At 73.7% G+C, this 15,190-nt stretch carries 18 protein-coding genes; all 18 read right to left on the reverse strand.

What is annotated here, in order from left to right:
- Nucleotides 1-61 precede the first annotated feature (61 nt).
- The 18 genes from NP777_RS38940 to NP777_RS39025 all read right to left on the reverse strand — a co-directional run bounded on the left by NP777_RS38940 (nt 62) and on the right by NP777_RS39025 (nt 15,159).
- A complete protein-coding gene (locus tag NP777_RS38940; RefSeq protein WP_256654903.1) occupies nt 62-991 on the reverse strand; it encodes an alpha/beta hydrolase in 930 nt (309 codons plus the stop codon).
- 114 nt (nt 992-1,105) lie between these two features.
- Nucleotides 1,106-1,903 (reverse strand): DsbA family protein, encoded by a 798-nt coding sequence (locus tag NP777_RS38945; protein ID WP_256654904.1) that lies wholly within the window; start codon nt 1,901-1,903, stop codon nt 1,106-1,108.
- Between the two features lie 96 nt (nt 1,904-1,999).
- Nucleotides 2,000-2,839, reverse strand: a complete 840-nt coding sequence (gene fabG / locus NP777_RS38950) for a 3-oxoacyl-ACP reductase FabG (protein WP_256654905.1) — start codon at nt 2,837-2,839, stop codon at nt 2,000-2,002.
- A 34-nt stretch (nt 2,840-2,873) separates the two neighbouring features.
- Nucleotides 2,874-3,410 (reverse strand): 3-hydroxyacyl-ACP dehydratase FabZ family protein, encoded by a 537-nt coding sequence (locus NP777_RS38955; RefSeq protein ID WP_256654906.1) that lies wholly within the window; start codon nt 3,408-3,410, stop codon nt 2,874-2,876.
- The gene (locus tag NP777_RS38960; RefSeq protein ID WP_256654907.1) at nt 3,407-3,877 is read right to left on the reverse strand and encodes a 3-hydroxyacyl-ACP dehydratase FabZ family protein; all 471 of its coding nucleotides are present in this window, start codon (nt 3,875-3,877) and stop codon (nt 3,407-3,409) included. The genes NP777_RS38955 and NP777_RS38960 overlap by 4 nt, the downstream gene beginning before the upstream one ends.
- Nucleotide 3,878: 1 nt before the next feature.
- A complete protein-coding gene (locus tag NP777_RS38965) occupies nt 3,879-4,133 on the reverse strand; it encodes an acyl carrier protein (protein ID WP_020871038.1) in 255 nt (84 codons plus the stop codon).
- A gap of 31 nt (nt 4,134-4,164) precedes the next feature.
- Nucleotides 4,165-5,166 carry an ACP S-malonyltransferase gene (locus NP777_RS38970; protein ID WP_256654908.1) on the reverse strand — a complete coding sequence of 334 codons (1,002 nt, stop codon included), beginning with the start codon at nt 5,164-5,166 and terminating at the stop codon, nt 4,165-4,167.
- Nucleotides 5,167-5,203: 37 nt separating this feature from the next.
- Nucleotides 5,204-6,322, reverse strand: a complete 1,119-nt coding sequence (locus NP777_RS38975) for a beta-ketoacyl synthase N-terminal-like domain-containing protein (protein ID WP_256654909.1) — start codon at nt 6,320-6,322, stop codon at nt 5,204-5,206.
- A gap of 50 nt (nt 6,323-6,372) precedes the next feature.
- A complete protein-coding gene (locus NP777_RS38980) occupies nt 6,373-6,768 on the reverse strand; it encodes a hypothetical protein (RefSeq protein WP_256654910.1) in 396 nt (131 codons plus the stop codon).
- Between the two features lie 3 nt (nt 6,769-6,771).
- Nucleotides 6,772-7,179 carry a hypothetical protein gene (locus tag NP777_RS38985; protein WP_256654911.1) on the reverse strand — a complete coding sequence of 136 codons (408 nt, stop codon included), beginning with the start codon at nt 7,177-7,179 and terminating at the stop codon, nt 6,772-6,774.
- Nucleotides 7,179-7,505, reverse strand: coding sequence for a DsrE family protein (locus tag NP777_RS38990; protein WP_256654912.1), 327 nt, complete (start codon nt 7,503-7,505; stop codon nt 7,179-7,181). The genes NP777_RS38985 and NP777_RS38990 overlap by 1 nt, the downstream gene beginning before the upstream one ends.
- A complete protein-coding gene (locus NP777_RS38995) occupies nt 7,502-8,293 on the reverse strand; it encodes an SDR family oxidoreductase (RefSeq protein WP_256654913.1) in 792 nt (263 codons plus the stop codon). The genes NP777_RS38990 and NP777_RS38995 overlap by 4 nt, the downstream gene beginning before the upstream one ends.
- Nucleotides 8,290-9,396: a beta-ketoacyl synthase N-terminal-like domain-containing protein gene (locus NP777_RS39000; protein WP_256654914.1), complete on the reverse strand. Its 1,107-nt coding sequence runs from the start codon at nt 9,394-9,396 to the stop codon at nt 8,290-8,292. The genes NP777_RS38995 and NP777_RS39000 overlap by 4 nt, the downstream gene beginning before the upstream one ends.
- 25 nt (nt 9,397-9,421) lie before the next feature.
- The gene (locus tag NP777_RS39005; RefSeq protein ID WP_256654915.1) at nt 9,422-10,654 is read right to left on the reverse strand and encodes a beta-ketoacyl synthase N-terminal-like domain-containing protein; all 1,233 of its coding nucleotides are present in this window, start codon (nt 10,652-10,654) and stop codon (nt 9,422-9,424) included.
- Complete coding sequence (locus tag NP777_RS39010; RefSeq protein ID WP_256654916.1) at nt 10,654-11,646, reverse strand: hypothetical protein; 993 nt, start codon at nt 11,644-11,646, stop codon at nt 10,654-10,656. The genes NP777_RS39005 and NP777_RS39010 overlap by 1 nt, the downstream gene beginning before the upstream one ends.
- The gene (locus tag NP777_RS39015; protein ID WP_256654917.1) at nt 11,643-12,779 is read right to left on the reverse strand and encodes a beta-ketoacyl synthase N-terminal-like domain-containing protein; all 1,137 of its coding nucleotides are present in this window, start codon (nt 12,777-12,779) and stop codon (nt 11,643-11,645) included. The genes NP777_RS39010 and NP777_RS39015 overlap by 4 nt, the downstream gene beginning before the upstream one ends.
- On the reverse strand, nt 12,776-13,921 hold the full coding sequence (locus NP777_RS39020) for a beta-ketoacyl synthase N-terminal-like domain-containing protein (protein ID WP_256654918.1): 1,146 nt from the start codon (nt 13,919-13,921) through the stop codon (nt 12,776-12,778). Before NP777_RS39020 ends, NP777_RS39015 begins: the two co-directional genes overlap by 4 nt.
- On the reverse strand, nt 13,918-15,159 hold the full coding sequence (locus NP777_RS39025; RefSeq protein ID WP_256654919.1) for a beta-ketoacyl-[acyl-carrier-protein] synthase family protein: 1,242 nt from the start codon (nt 15,157-15,159) through the stop codon (nt 13,918-13,920). The genes NP777_RS39020 and NP777_RS39025 overlap by 4 nt, the downstream gene beginning before the upstream one ends.
- Nucleotides 15,160-15,190 lie beyond the last annotated feature (31 nt).

The following is a 15,190-nucleotide window of genomic DNA, read 5'->3' on the forward strand; positions in this document are numbered from 1 at the left end:
TTGCATGCTCTCTCTTCCCTCTTCCGAAAAAGTTCCGTCCCGTCGGGGACGGTCAAGGTGGCTACCCCAGGGCCCGCTCGAGGAAATCCAGCACCACGCTCGCGTAGCCTTCAGGATCGGTCTCCAGCCCGAGCAGATGCTCGGCTCCCGGCAGGACGTGCGTCTCGGCTTGGGCATAGCGTTCGGCCAGCGCGTCCACCGAGGAGGGCGGCACGATCGCATCGTGCTCGCCCGACATGAACAACAGGGGGATCTTGGCGAACTTGCCCGTCGCGGGCGGTGGCCACTGGGCCCGGAGCATGGCCGGTCCCACCGCGCACAGCGTCCGCGCCACCACCGAACGGGCGGGTTCGCCCTTCAGCACGGCGGGCAGCGGCAGCGCCTCCGCCTCCAGGAACTTGCGCAGCAGCGGCGGTACGTCGTGCCCCGGCCCGCTGTCGCACACCAGCGCGTCAAGTTCGAATCCGTCGTGCGTCAGCGCCCACATGGACGAGAAGCACGAGAACGAGAAGCCGTAGAAGGCTATCCGTGCCGTGCCGTACCCACGCCGGCCGCGCAGATGGGACACCACGGCGGTGACATCGCTCGCGAACCGGTCGCCGAGCCCGAACAGCGCCCGGTCGTCGCTGCTGGCCCCGTGGTTGCGGTGGTCGAACAGACAGACGGTGTACCCGGCGTCGTGCAGGAACTTGGCGTGGCGGAGGCTGTGGTCCTTCGCCGTCGCCATGCTGTGCCCGAGCACCACCACCTTCTCGGGGGACCCCGGGCACAGCCAGGCGTCGAGGTGCTTCCGCGCCCCGAAGGGGACCTTCAGCTCGGTGCAGGGCAGCCCGTGGTCCCGGGGGTGCTCCCGCTGTTCCCGGCGCCGCGGATGGAAGGCCAGATACGCCAGCGAGACCCCGAACAGCGGGGCGATCGGCAGGGCCGCGGCCGAGAGGGCGCGGGCTCCCAGGGAAGGAGGCCGCGCCGACGTCTGGCGTGGCTCGGGCATCTGCGTCCTCCAGGAGGGGGAGTGTCCGTCGGCGGTCAGGGCGTTCTCGTCTCGGTCGGGACGGGCGGCTGGGCGGGCGGGCGACAACGTGTGAACGAGCGGGCGGGCGAAGAGTCAGCCACAGCCTCCGGCATGGCCCGGATCGGCCGACCGGGCGGCGGCGAAGTCCGCGTCCGACAGCTCGGCGACGTCCGGGTCCGCCGCCCCGGCGAGGGGCGTGTCCCGGGACCTGGAGCCGGACCGCGAGCCGGCCCCGGAACCCGAACCGGCCCCAGGACCGGAATCGGACCCGGAGCGGACCGACGCGACGAAGGCCGCCAGCCGGTCCACGCCCCAGAACTTGTCATAGCCGTGAGTGAAGAACGGCACCCCGAACGCCCCGGCGTCGCCGAGCGCGAGCAGGGCCTGGAGCCCCCGGCCACCGCGCAGCTCCTCGTCATCGGCGGCCGCTGCCGCCCGATCGGCCGGCAGCCCCAGCTCCCCGGCGATCTCCGCGACGGTCGTACGGTCGCAGATGTCGCGGCCCTCCTGCCAGCGCGCCCGGTAGACGCGCTCGATCCAGGCGGGGCCGAGCCCCGCGTCGAGCGCGAGGAAGTACGGCAGATGGGGCACCTCCCAGACCGGGTCGTGATCCACCGGCCAGCTGACCGCGAGCCCGCGGTCGGTCGTCAGTCGGCGCACATCCTGGAGGATATAGAGATGCTTCTCCCGGGACATCGCCGAATAGGGGAAGTGATGGCCGTGTTCGGCCATACGGCGCTCCCCGTCCGCGTCCGGCTCCCACCACAGGCGCCATTCCACCGCCTGTGCGACATCCGGATAGCGGTCCATCAGATCACGGTAGGCGATCCAGCTGTACGGGCTGCGGAAATTGAAATAGAACCGCGGTACTTTGCTGCGCTTGGCTGCCACGTCCGTACCCCCTCGCTCGTCCGTCTCCTGCGTAACGCTCGTTCAGCGAGCGATCACATCGTGCGCACCGCCCGCACAGCGGTGCGGCGCTGCCCGTCAGAGGACGATGCCGCCGTCCACCTGGAACACCGCGCCGGTCACATACTCCGCTCCGACCAGGTACGCGACCATGTCGGCGACCTCCTCCGGACGGCCGAAGCGGCGCAGCGGGATGCTCCGCTCCGCCTCCTCGCGCATCCGGTCGGAGAGCCCGGCCGTCATATCGGTCTCGATGAAGCCGGGTGCCACCACATTGGCTCGAACGCCGTACCGGCCGACCTCCTTGGCGAGCGACTTGGTGAAGCCGATGATCCCCGCTTTGGAGGCCGCGTAATTGCTCTGGGTCGCATTGCCGTGGACACCGGCCACGGACGAGATGTTGATGACGCATCCGGACTTGCGTTTCATCATTCCGAACACCACCGAACGACAAAGGTGATAGGTGCCGTCCAGGTTGACCTCCAGGACGCCGCGCCACTCCTCGTCCGTCATCAGCAGCAGCGGATTGTCCCGGGTGACCCCGGCGGAGGTGACCGCGACCTCGACCGGGCCGAGCGACTCCTCGGTGAAGGCGACCAGCTCGCGCACCGCGCCCGCGTCGCGGACGTCCGTCTGTCGGCCGAGCACCCGCCCGCCACCGAGCCGGGCCGCCTCCTCCTCCAGCTCACGGGCGGCGTCGGGGCTGGAGCGATGGCAGAACGCCACATCGAAACCGTCCCGGGCCAGCCGGAGCACGGTGGCCCGGCCTATGCCGCGGGAGCCGCCGGAGACCAGCGCGACGCGCGGCGTCGGCTCCTCGTCGGGCGTCGGCGGCTCGTCAGACGTCCGCGGCTCGTCAGGCGTCGGCTCCTCGTCACCGGATGCGCGGCCCGTGTCGTCGGATATTCGGTCGGACATACGGTGAGGTCCTTCTCCCGGGGGTGGTCTGCGATCAGAGCGGGTCGGGCACGGGCGGGTCGGTCGCGGGCTGAGCGGTCGCGGGCTGAGCGGTCGCGGGCGGGGTGGCCAGGTCGGAGGCCGGGCGCATGGTCATCGTCAGCCGCCCTATGGTGAGGGCGGTCTCCTTGCCGACCAGGCTCTCCCCCTCGAAGACATAGGTCTCGCCGACCTGGCGGGCCAGCCGCACATGATGCTCCACCACATCTCCGGGCACCACCGGCCGGTGGAACTCGGCATCGGCGATGCCGCCGAGCAGCATCGCCTTGCCCGAGCGCACATCGGGGTTGGGCCGGTCCCAGGTGACCAGCACCCCGGCCACATGGCACCAGGACTCGATGAGCACCGTCCACGGATAGTGGTAGTCCTCCTCGGTCGCGGTGTCCGGCATCCCCTCGTACCAGGGCTCATTGCAGGTGACCGCCTTCAGCCCGCTCGCCCGCTCGCCCGGCACCAGCTCGGTGACCCGGTCGACCAGCAGCATGGGGTAGCGGTGCGGCAGCCTCCGCTTGATCTCGTCGACGGTGATCATCCGGCGTCCGCTCCTCGGGCGCGTACGTCTTGGTCGCTCCGCTCCCCCGCCCCGGCCGCCGCGCCGTCCGCGTCCCGGTTCTCGAAGCGCAGCCTTATCTGCGCGGCGGGCCCGCGCCCGGTGGCCGCCGAGGCCCGGCAGCGCCAGCCGCCGTCCTTGCGCGACCAGACGTATTCGCTGGTCAGTTCGTCACCGGGGTAGACCGGGCTGAGGAAGCGGGAGGACTCGACGGCCGCCAGGACCCAGCGCCCGCCCGGTTCGCGCTCCGGCATGGTGGCGAGGGCACCGCGCTGGACGTACTCCACGACACACACTCCGGGGAAGATGGCGAACCCCGGGAAGTGCCCGGCGAACACCTTCTCCGACGCGCCGACCACGGCCACGCACCGGGCGGGCCGCTCACCGGGGACGCCCGGGTCCACGACCTCCACGGTGCCGTCCACCGGCCCGCACGCGGCCGTCGTCATCTCACTTCCCCATCTTCGAGGCGAGCAGGTCGTGCACCTTCCGGAGCGTGGTGATGTCCTTCATCTCCCGCTCCTCCAGCTTCACCGAGTACTTCTTCTCCAGGACGACCATGACCTCGAGGGCCATCAGGGAGTCCACGCCGAGGGTCTTGACGAAGTCGGCGTCGTCGGTGACGTCCTCCTCGTCCACGTCGAGCACATCCGCGACGAAGGTGCGCAGCTCGTCCATGTCCAGGGCGGCGGTGGCGTCGGCCATGCGGGGTCTCCTTCCGCTCTCAGAGCGTGGCTCAGGGTTCGGGGGTGGTGAGCTTGGCGAGGGCGGCGGCCGACTCGACCGGGACGGTGAGCGCGCCGTCCGCGATCCGGCGGATCATGCCGGTCAGCTGGCGCCCGGGGCCCAGCTCCACGAACCGGACGCAGCCCAGCTCGCCGGCGAGCGTGCGGACGCTCTCCTCCCAGCGCACCGGGCTGGTGAGCTGGTTCAGTTCCAGGTCCCGCCAGTGCTCGCCGCTCGCGTACGGGCGGGCGTCCACATTGGCGACGACCGGGGTGTGCCCGGGGGCGAAGTCCACGGCGGCCAGGGCCGCGCGCAGCTCGTCGGCGGCCGCGGCCATCAGCGGGCTGTGGAAGGCGCCGCCGACGGCGAGCCGGATCACCTTGCCCTCGCTCTCCACGGCCAGTTCGGCGAGCCGGTCCACGGCCTCGGCGGTGCCCGAGAGCACGATGGCGCCGGGCGCGTTCACATTGGCGATCCAGACCCGGCCGCCCTCCCCCCGGCCGCCCTCCTCCTGGACCCGGGCCACCAGCGTCTCCACGGTCTCCGGGCCGAGCCGCACCACGGCGGCCATGGTGCCGGGCGACCGCTCGGCGCAGGCGCGCATGGCCCGGCCGCGGGCGGCGACGAGACGGGCGGTGTCGGCGAGCGGTACGGCCCCGGCGGCGTGCAGCGCGGTGTACTCGCCCAGGCTGTGCCCGGCGCAGGCCACCACCCCGCCCAGCAGCCCGGCGGCCGCCGCCTCGCGGTGGGCGAGCACCTCGACGGTGAAGACGGCGATCTGGGCGAGGTCGGTGCGGCGCAGCGTCTCGTCGTCGGCCTTCAGCAGGAGTTCCTCGACGTCGATACCGGTGTACTCGGAGATCTCCGCCACCACCGCCCACGACGCGGCGTCCCGCCACGCCTCGCCCATGCCCGCCTTCTGGGCGCCCTGCCCGGGGAAGACCAGCGCCGTACGGGGCGCCGCGTCGCCGGGGGCCGCGGGGGGCGTGGCCGTCGTCTCTCGGTCCGTCATCTCATCCAGCTCCTTCAGTTCAGGGGGCGGCGGCCCGTCACCGGATCCGCAGCAGGGCCGCGCCGACCACGCCGTCCCGGTCCACGGTGGTGACCAGGGCGGTTCCGCCGGAGGGGATCTCCTTGCGCTCGGCCATCGCGAGCACGGCGGCGATCTGGAAGGCCGCCGCGGCGGCGCAGGTGTCCCCGATGGTGTCGGCGGCCGTGATCCGCGGCGGCTCCTGGCCGCCGAGGGCGTCGGCGAGGGCGTCGCGCTCGGCCTCGCCCTCGGCGCCGGGGGCACCGGAGTCGGCGACGGCGCTCAGTTCGCCGGGGGTAACCCCGGTGCGGTCCAGCAGCCGGACGATCGTCTCGGCGAGCACCGTACGGGCGGCCTTCGCGTCCGCGGCGCAGCCGAACTCCAGGCCCACCACCTCGGCGAGCCCCTCGCGGCCGTGTTCGCGCGCCGAGGCGTCGGGCTCCAGCAGCCATACGGCCGCGCCCTCGCCGAGCACGGCGGCGCTGTTCTCGTCCGCGCGGGCGTGCCACTCCAGCCAGGCGCGGGCGGAGGAGAACTCCTCGACCGCCCCGCACAGCACGGCGCCGGCCCGTCCGGCCCGCTGGAGCCGCACCGCGTACCGCAGGGCGAGCAGTCCGGTGGCGCGGCCGCCCGCGATGGTGGTGTTGGGGCCCCTGAGCCCGTGCCAGATGGCGGACTGGCCGGCCGCGCAGTTCATCACGGTGTTGGGGAACCGGGCCGGGTCCACGTAGAAGGGCTTCTCGCCCACCAGCGAGTCCCGGGTGAAGTCCATGATGCTCTGGGCGGAGCCGGTGCTGGTGCCGAGCGCGAGACCGGTCTCCTCGCCCACCCCAGGCAGCCGCTCGCCCTCGCCGTACTCCCGCTCCCCGGTCAGCAGTTGGCGTATCGCGGTGACGGCGAGGCCGGTGGCCCGGTCCATGGAGCGGGTGCCCTTGCGGCCGAGGATCTGCCGGATGTGGAAGTCGGGCACGAGGCTCGCCTCGCGGAACGGCGCCGACCACTCCTCGGGGTCCAGCGGCCGGGCGGCCGAGCGGCCGGACCGCAGGGCCGCGGTGAAGTCGGAACCGCGCAGCCCCAGGGGCGATACGGCGGTCCAGGCCGAGATGACCGGGGCTGCCCCGGAGGGGGCGTTGACCATGGGTTCGGGTACTCCTTCGGTAGAGGCCAAGGGGCCGTGGGAGGGGCGGGTCACAGGAACCACACCTGTTCGTACGAGGGCCAGCGGGCCGCGAGGTCGTCGCCCCCGATGACGCGTACGCCGGGCAGCAGCCGCTCGGCGGCGGTGCGGCCGAGCGCGGCCAGGCCGTCCTCCTCGACCAGCACGGTCACCCCGGTGGCCAGCAGCTTCGCCACGGAGGTGGGCGGATGGGGCAGGGTGTCCAGGGTGCGGCCGCCGAGCCGCAGCGAGGGCCGGGAGCCGGTGTCGAGGGCGTAGCCGGCGGCGGGGCCGCGCAGCGCCAGATCGCAGCCGCCGCTCTGCCGGTGCAGATCGGGCACGCAGTACAGCACGTCGGCGTACTGGGTCTCGATCGAGCCCCGGTACGCCTTCTCCACGATCAGCAGCCAGCGCGCCTGGTCGCCCATGGCTCAGCACACCCCCATGAGCAGGCTCTTGTCCGCCGCGTTCACATGCTCGGCGAAGACGAACGGCGCCCGCGTGCGCACCTGCGGGATCTGCTCTGCGGCGCCCCGCTCCTCGGCGCAGAAGCGGCACACGTACCAGTACAGCCGGTCGGGGTGGTCCTCGATCAGCTCGCGGACAACCCGGGCGGTGGAGGGGTGCTCGCGCCCGAGGTCGGTGTAGTCGCGCGGTTTGGTGTCGCCGAGGGCGGCGCCGGTCAGCCGGGTGGCGTCGCCGCAGGTCCAGATCTGCACCCGGGCACCCCGGCCGAGCAGCGCGGCCGCCAGCCGCAGCGCCGAGGTGACCAGGTCGGTCTGGTGGGGCGCGCCGAAGAGGTTGAGCAGCACATCGGTACGGGGGACGGGCCTGGGCATCAGTGCCACACCGCCCTGATCCGCGGCTCCAGCAGCTTGGCGGCCACGTCGTCCATCTCCACCAGCCGCGCCCGGGGCGTCAGATCGGCGGCGTGCACGGCGCGCTGGGCGGCGGAGAAGGTGTCCACCCACAGCTCGCCGCCGTCGCTCAGGAACGTCTCGATGCCCGGGGCGGTGCCGGGGACGGCGGCGGTCACACCGTTCTCCACGAGGAACAGCACCACCTGGTGACCGTCCCTGGCCAGCCGCGCGGCATCGCCGAGGAACCGCGCACAGGCGGGCCCGGTCTGCGGCCCGCCGCTCTCGATCAGCAGATGGGCCGTCATGTCAGCAGCTCACCGCCGTCCACGCCGATCACATTGCCGGTGATCCAGGAGGAGTCGGTGCGCGAGAGCAGCGAGACCGCCTCGGCGACGTCCTCGGGCCGGGTCAGCCGCCGGTGCGGATTGAGGTCCCGGGCGTGCGCGGCGAGCCGGTCGCTGCCGGGGATGCGCTCCATGGACGGGGTCGGGGTGACCCCGGCGCGCAGCGCGTTGACGGCGATACCGGAGGGTGCGAGCTCCAGGGCGAGCTGGCGCACATGGGACTCCAGGGCGGCCTTGGCGGCGGAGACGGCGCCGTAGTGGGGCATCACCCTGGTGCCCCCGGCGCTGGTCATCGCGTACACCTTGGCGCCCTGGCGCAGCAGCCCGGCGGTGAACAGGTCCTGGGTCCAGTAGACGAGCGAGTGCGCCATCACGTCGAGCGTCATGTTCATCTGGCGGGCGGTCAGACTGTCCTCGCCCTCGGCGCCGACGTACGGCAGCAGCGTGCCGAAGGCGAGGGAGTGCACCACGATCCGGATGCCCGTGCCGCCGGTCAGCTCCTCGAAGCGGGGCAGCAGCTCCTCGCGGGTGCGGGCGGAGGCGGCGTTGGCGTTGAAGAAGTGGGCCTCGACGCCGTGGCCGCGCATCTCCTCCCGGGCGACGGCGGCCTTCTCCTGGCCGTCGGTGGTGTCGAAGTGGACGCCGAGGATGTGGACGCCCTCGCGGGCCAGTTCATGGGCGATGGCCAGGCCCATACCGCTGGAGGCGCCCAGGACCAGGCACCAGGAACCTTCGAGTCGGGTGATCATCGGTCGCTCCCCCTTCGTCGTCCGCTCATCGGCTGCTCGCTTCCGGCGCTCGCGTCGGCACCGGCGGGCGCTTCCGGTATGGCGGGCGCTTCCGCTACGGCGCTCGCGTCGGCACCGGCGGGCGCGTCCAGCCGGGCGCCCGGGGTGATCAGGCAGACGGCGGCGTTCCCCTCGGCCGCCGCGGTGACCACGGCGTGGGGGTGGCCCTCCGGTGCGCCGAGGGCGGCGGCCACACGCGCCACCGGCTCCAGGGCGCCCGCGCCCGCCGGGACCCGCTCGGGCTGCCCCACCAGGGCCCGTCCGCCCAGGGCCCGTCCGCCCAGCGCCTTCTCGTCCAGCGCCGCCGCCATGGCCGCGCCGACCGGGGAGCCGTCCAGGACGGCGGTGACGGCCAGCGGCCGGTCCGGCCGGTGGCCGAGGGCGTCCAGCGCGTCCCGCAGCAGGGCAGCGGCGTGCTCGGCCCCCTCGGCGGAGGCGGCCGCCTTCGGCGGCAGGAAGAACGAGCGGACGCCCACCCGGCCCAGCGCCGCCGCCCCCCGGCTCCGGGCCGCCGGTTCGGGCTCCAGCACCAGCGCGACGGCCCCGGCCTCCGAGAGGCCCGCCCCCGGCTCGCCCTCGGGCAGCGCCTCCTCGGTGGCCCCGGCCAGCAGCCGCCTGGCCCGGCCGGAGGCGAGGGCGCGCTGGCCGGTCTGGAGCGCCTCCAGGCCCGCGACCCGGGGGCTGGTGAGGGTGAGGTTGAAGCCCTTGAGGTCGTGTTCGGTGGCCAGCCGGCTGCCGAAGAGGTTGATGGAGAAGTAGGGCGCGGTGACCGGCGACAGATCGCCCGCCCCGGTTTCGGTGACCGTACGGTCCATCCGGTGGTGCAGGGCGACGGCCGCGCTGTTGGTGCCCACCGCCGCGCCCCGCTGCTCGGGCCCGACCGCCTCCAGGGCGTCCGGGCCCGCCTGGGCCAGCGCGCGTTTGGCCGCGGCGAGGAAGTACTGGGAGGCGGCGGGCAGGTACTTGTAGCCGTGGCGGCCGAGCGCCGTGCGGAAGTCGAAGCCGTCCGCGTCCACGGTGCCGATGCCCGTCACCACCAGGCCGACGACCGGTTCGCTGTTCACGCGGCGGCCTCCCCGAATCCGTTGCTCACGCGGCGGCCTCCCCGAAGACGAGCGAGATGTTGTTGCCGCCGAAGGCGTAGGCGTTGACCAGCCCGTACGCCCCGGTCATGGGCGCGGAGCCGGACGGCAGCGGCACCGCGCACTCCGGGTCCGGCTCGCCGACCGGCACGTTCGGCGGCAGCGTCCTGTGGTGCAGCACCAGACCGGCGGCCAGCGCGGCGAACGCGCCCGCAGCGCCGCCGGTGTGCCCGATGAGCGCCTTGACGCTGTAGAGGGGCGTACCGGGGGTCAACGCGTCCAGCACCCGGCTCTCCACCACGTCGTTGAGCGCGGTGCCGGTGCCGTGCGGGATCACGAACCCCAGCCCGCCGGAGCCGGATTCGCCCCCCGATTCGGCCTCCGCCCCCGCCTCCCGGAGCGCCTCGCGCATCGCCCGCTCGATCTGCTCGCCGGAGGGCTCGGGGGCGGTCGCGTGGTAGGCGTCGCAGCTCCAGCCGGTGCCCGCCAGACGGCCGTAGACGGTGCGCACGCCGCGTGCGCGGGCGTGCGCGGCGGACTCCAGGACGAGCACGGCGGCACCCTCGCCGAAGACGGTGCCCCGCCGCTCGACGGCGAACGGGCGGCAGCGCTCGGGGTCGATGGCCCCCAGCCGGTTGAAGCAGGCGAGGGCGACCCGGGAGTACGCCTCGGCGCCGCCCGCGATGACCACGTCGGCCTCGCCGGAGCGGATCAGGTCGGCGCCCACCGAGAGCGCGTAGCCGCTGGCGGCGCACGCGTTGCTGACACAGGTGTTGACGCCCTGGGCGCCGAACCACCCGCCGACCACCGAGGCCAGCGGGAAGGGGGGCGCCCAGCGGCCGGACGCGGGCGCCTCGCCGGTCCACCAGCCCTCGTGCAGATCCGTGTCGCCCATACCGGAGCTGAGGGCGACGGCCACCCGGCGCGGATCGGGGCCCCCGGCCTCCGGCCGCTCGCCCGGCCCCGGCACCACGGTCAGCCCCGCGTCGGCGACCGCCTCGCGGGCCGCCGCGAGCGCGAACCGCGAGCCACGCCCCAGCGGCAGCCCGTCCTGCTCCTCGGGGCCGTCCGGAACGTCGGCCTCCGGCACCAGGTACATCAGCGGATGGTCCATCCGGGCGAGCGGATCGGGGACCCGCGTCGGCGCGGTGTCCGCCTTGTGCATCCCGCGCCAGAAGGCGTCGACGCCCGCGCCCAGCGGGGACAGCGCGCCGAGGCCGGTGACCAGTACGTCGTCCATCAAGTACCGCTCTGCTCTCCGCCGAGCGCGTCCAGCACCCGCCGGTCGAAGGGGACCAGCCGCCAGTCGCTGCGGCTGTCGATCACCGCGTAGCCGTGGGTGATCCGGCCGGTGGCGGTGAGGGTGAGCGCTCCGTCGCGGACCACGAAGCAGTCCATCCGGGCGGTGTAGGTGAGGTCCTTGAAGATCTCCTCGACCGTGTAGACGGAGTAGAGGTCCTCCTCCATCACCGCCTCGTCGATGACGCGCACCGAGGACTGGGGGACGACCGGTATCCATTTGCGGTCGTCCAGCAGGGTCTTGATGGAGATGCCGCGGTCGAGGACGAAGCGGTCCTTGGCCTCCTCCATCAGCCGCAGATAGCCGGACATCTGGAGCCGCTCGGTGAAGTGACAGTAGGGGTACGGAATGTTCCACTTCCAGGCGTAGGCGTTGCGGCCCACGGTCAGCGACGCCAGGGCGGCGGCCTCGTCCCCGTCCGGCAGCGGCATCCTTACCGGCGCCGGCTCGCCCGTGCGCGCCTCGGCCCCCAGCCGGTCCACCACGAAAGGCGCGAACTCGGCCGGGGGTTCGCCCGCCTCCGGCAGATAGGTGTCGGCGCGCAGCGAGACCCGCACCTTGGCGGCCACGGCCTTGAGGACCGAGCCGTCGCGCTCCACCCGGAGGGTCACCCGGAAGCCGAGGGTGCGGTCGTCGTCCTCGGTGTCCGGCGCCACCTCGGCCTCGGCCACGTCGTCCATGTGGAAGGCGTGCAGGATGCGGGTCTCCAGGGCAACGATGTCCAACCCGAGACCGTGCTCCTCGTACAGCCGCCGGGCGGGCGCGCCGGAGTCCGCGAAGTGCACCAGCACGGCTTCCTCGACGAGGTAGTTGACGTGTTTGAAGCCGATCCAGGTGCAGATGTTCGACCCCTCGTAGCGCGGGCGCAGCCGGACGGTGGTGACGTCCGTCAGCAGGGCTTTGGTCGACATCGGCGGGGCGGCGGCGGTCATCGGGAACACTCCATGGAGATAAGGGCGGCACGTGCGGGGGGCGGGGGGCACCGGTCGGGCGTGGGCAGCAACAGCAGTCCGGCCACGGCGTCCGCGGTGTCGTCCCCGCTGGTGATCAGCGCCTGACGGGACGCGGGCACCGGGTCCGGCACGGCCCCGGGACCGGCCTCGAAGGCGGCGCTCCCGACTCCCGCCTCCGGATCGGCTCCGGCTCCGGCTCCGGCCCCGGCGCGGGCCAGCCAGCCGACGGCCGCCGCGCACTGGAGCACCCCGAGGGCCCCGGACGCCCGGCCCACCGCACCGGTGACGTCGTAGCGCGGCACGGTCCCCGGCACCGGTACGGCCCCGGCGGGCCCCTCGGCGTAACGCTCGGGGGTGAACCAGACGCCGGGGGCGGCACCGTCGGGCAGCAGGGCCTCGACACAGCCGCCGAGCCCGGCCCGCCGCTCGTACGGCCCGAGGGCGGCGACGGCTCGCGCCCCCCGGGCCTCGGCCCAGCGGGCACCCTCGACGACGAGGGCGGCGGCGCCGTCCAGCAGCTCACCGCCGGACCGGCCGAGCAGATCCTCCACGACGGCGTTGTGCGTCTCCACGCCGATCACCACCGCGCGCCGGACCCGGCCCGCGGCGACCAGCGCGGCGCCCCAGTGCACGGCGTCCAGCCCGGAGGTCGCCCCGTTGCACAGCATCAGATTGGGGCCGCGCAGCCCGTGGCGGATGGCCACCCAGGAGGCGATCACATTGCTGGAGGCGTTCGGCAGGCTCATGGGGCTGAGGTCCACGGCCGACCGCTCGGCGATGGCGGCGGCGGTGAGGCAGGCGGTGTCGAGGTTGCCCAGGTTGGAGCTGGCGACCACGCCCACGGTGTCGCCGGGCACCGTCACCTCCTCGCCCTCGGGGGGGATCAGACCGGCGTTCCGCAGCGCCTCCAGCGCGGCGCACAGCGCCAGCCGGGTCGCCCGGTCCTTGTAGCGGTGGCCCCGGCGGCCGATCCGGGCGGCGGTGTCGAACGGTTCCGGGGCCGGCCCGGTGACGGGGCAGGCGGTGCGGCGCAGCAGCGCCTCGGGGGTGCCGGCACCGGGGACGGCCAGGCCCACGCCGGTGACGACGACTTCGCCGGGGCCATGCGTCATCGGGCGGCCCTCTCGACGATGGCGACCGCGTTGACCCCGCCGAAGCCGAACGCGTCGATCTGCGCGACCCGCAGATCCCCGCCCTCCCGCGCCTCCTCCCGGACGAAGCGGAACGCCTCGGCCTCGGGCAGCGGTTCGGCCAGGCCCAGGGTGGGCGGCACCCGGCCGGAGGCCAGGGACTCCAGCGCGACGATGAGGCTGAGCAGCCCGGAGCCGCCCGAGGTGTGGCCGGTCATGCACTTGATGGCGGTCATCAGGGGCCCGCTGACCTCGCGGCCGAAGACCTCGGCTATGGCGGCCGCCTCGGCGGCGTCGTTCAGCTGGGTGCCGGTCCCGTGCAGCAGCACCAGGTCGATGTCGCCGGGTTTGACGCCCGCCCGCCACTGGGCCTCGTGCACCGCCCGCGCGATGCCCTGCGGGTCGGGGGCGGTCACATGGTTGGCGTCGCAGTTCATGCTGACGGCGCGCACCCGGCCGAGCGCGCGGCTCTCCGCGCCGGGGTCCTCCCGGCGCAGCACCACGGCGGCCGCGCCGTCGCCCATCAGCACCCCGCGGCGGTCCCGGTCGAACGGCCGGACGCGGTCGGGGGGTTCGCTGTTGACGCGGTCGAGCAGCCCGTACATCGACTCGGTGAGGGTGTCGACTCCGGCCACCACGACGGTGTCCTCGGCCCCCGTGGTCAGCAGGTCGGCGGCGAGTGCGAGCGCGTAGAGGGAGGCCGAGCAGGCCCCGGAGAAGGTGTGGGTGCGGACCGCGCCGAAACGTGTCCGCAGCGCGGTGCCGAAGTGCAGCCGGCCGATGTCGAAGGGGGTGCCGTCGCGCCAGGCGAGCTCGGCCGAGCGCAGCTCCCGCAGTCCGGTGCCGATGAGGACGGGCACCTCGCTCAGGTCCTCGCCGAGCCCCGCCTGGGCCGCGGCCTCGCCGACCGCGCGCAGCAGCCAGTCGGTGGCGCGGCCCGGGAGGTCGGTGCCGGGCGCGGGGCGGTCGTCGATCTCGTAGGCGTGGCGGGTCCGGTACCGCTCCCGGTCGAAACCGCGCAGTTCGCCGAGTCCGCTGGTGCCCGCGCACAGGGCCCGGAAGACCTCGTCGACGCCCTCGCCCACGCTCGCCACCGCGCCCGCGCCCGTCACCAGCTGACTCATGACCAGTCCGCTCGGGCCTTGCCGAAGATGACGACGGCGTTGTTGCCGCCGAAGGCCAGCCCGTTGTTCTGGACCACCTTCAGGTCCGCTGCCACGGCCTGGTTGGGCACACAGTCCAGCCCGCACTCGGGGTCGGTGTGCTCATGGTTGATGGTCGGCGGGATGAAGCCCTCGGTGAGCGCGAGGGAGCAGGCGATCGAGGCCAGGGCCCCGGCGGCGCCCATGGAGTGGCCGATCATCGACTTGATGGAGACCGTGCGCGGCGGGGCGGTGTCCCCGAAGACCTGGCGGATGGCGCGGGCCTCGGTGATGTCGTTGGCCTTGGTGCCGGTGCCGTGCGCGGAGATGAAGTCGACCTCGTCCGGCTTGACCCGGGCGTTCTCCAGGGCGAGCCGCATACAGCGGACCACGCTGTCCTGGTTGGGGGCCACGGGGTGGTCCGCGTCGCAGTTGAGGCCGTAGCCGAGCACCTCGGCGTAGATACGGGCGCCCCGGGCCAGCGCCGACTCCAGGCTCTCCAGGACCAGGATGCCCGCGCCCTCGCCGGTCAGGATGCCCTTGCGGTCCTTGTCGAAGGGCTGACAGCGCTCGGGGGCGATGGTGCCCAGGCGGTAGAAGCCGGTGAAGGTCTTGCGGCACAGCGCGTCGGCCCCGCCGCACAGCGCCACGTCCACGTCCCCGCCACGGATGGCGTCGTAGCCGTAGCCGACCGCGTAGTTCCCGGCGGCGCACGCGGTGGGAAGGGTGACCGCCTCGGCGCGGGTGAGGCCGAACTCCTGGGCGATCGCGCTGGACAGCCGTCCGGCGGGCACCCGCCGGGCGACCGTGGGATCCATCCGCTCGGGCCCCAGGTCCACTTCCTCCTCGACCAGATGGTCCAGGTCCCTGGACTCGCCGTCGGTCGTGCCGACGGAGATCAGACAGGGGATGTCGCGCAACGCGCTCTCCGGCTCGGGGAATCCGGCGTCGGCCACCGCCATACGGGATGCCGCGACCGAGAACCGGCTCGCCCGGCCCAGCGTCCGCACATCGAGATTTCGAATCCACCGGTCCGGCTCGAAATCCTTGACCTCACACGCCGTAGAGCGGTCGAAGCCCTCCGTGTCGAACGCGGTGATGGGCCCCGCCGCGCTCTTCCCGGCGCGCAGTCCGGCGAGGAATTCCGCCGCGCCGATGCCGATGCCGGACACCGCCCCGAGGCCGGTGACAACGACCCTACGACCCGGCTCACCACGCATTTCGCCCTGCCTTCCGAGGAGTCCGCCAGGA

The sequence above is a fragment of the Streptomyces rugosispiralis genome (genome assembly GCF_024505145.1).
GTDB lineage: Bacteria > Actinomycetota > Actinomycetes > Streptomycetales > Streptomycetaceae > Streptomyces > Streptomyces rugosispiralis.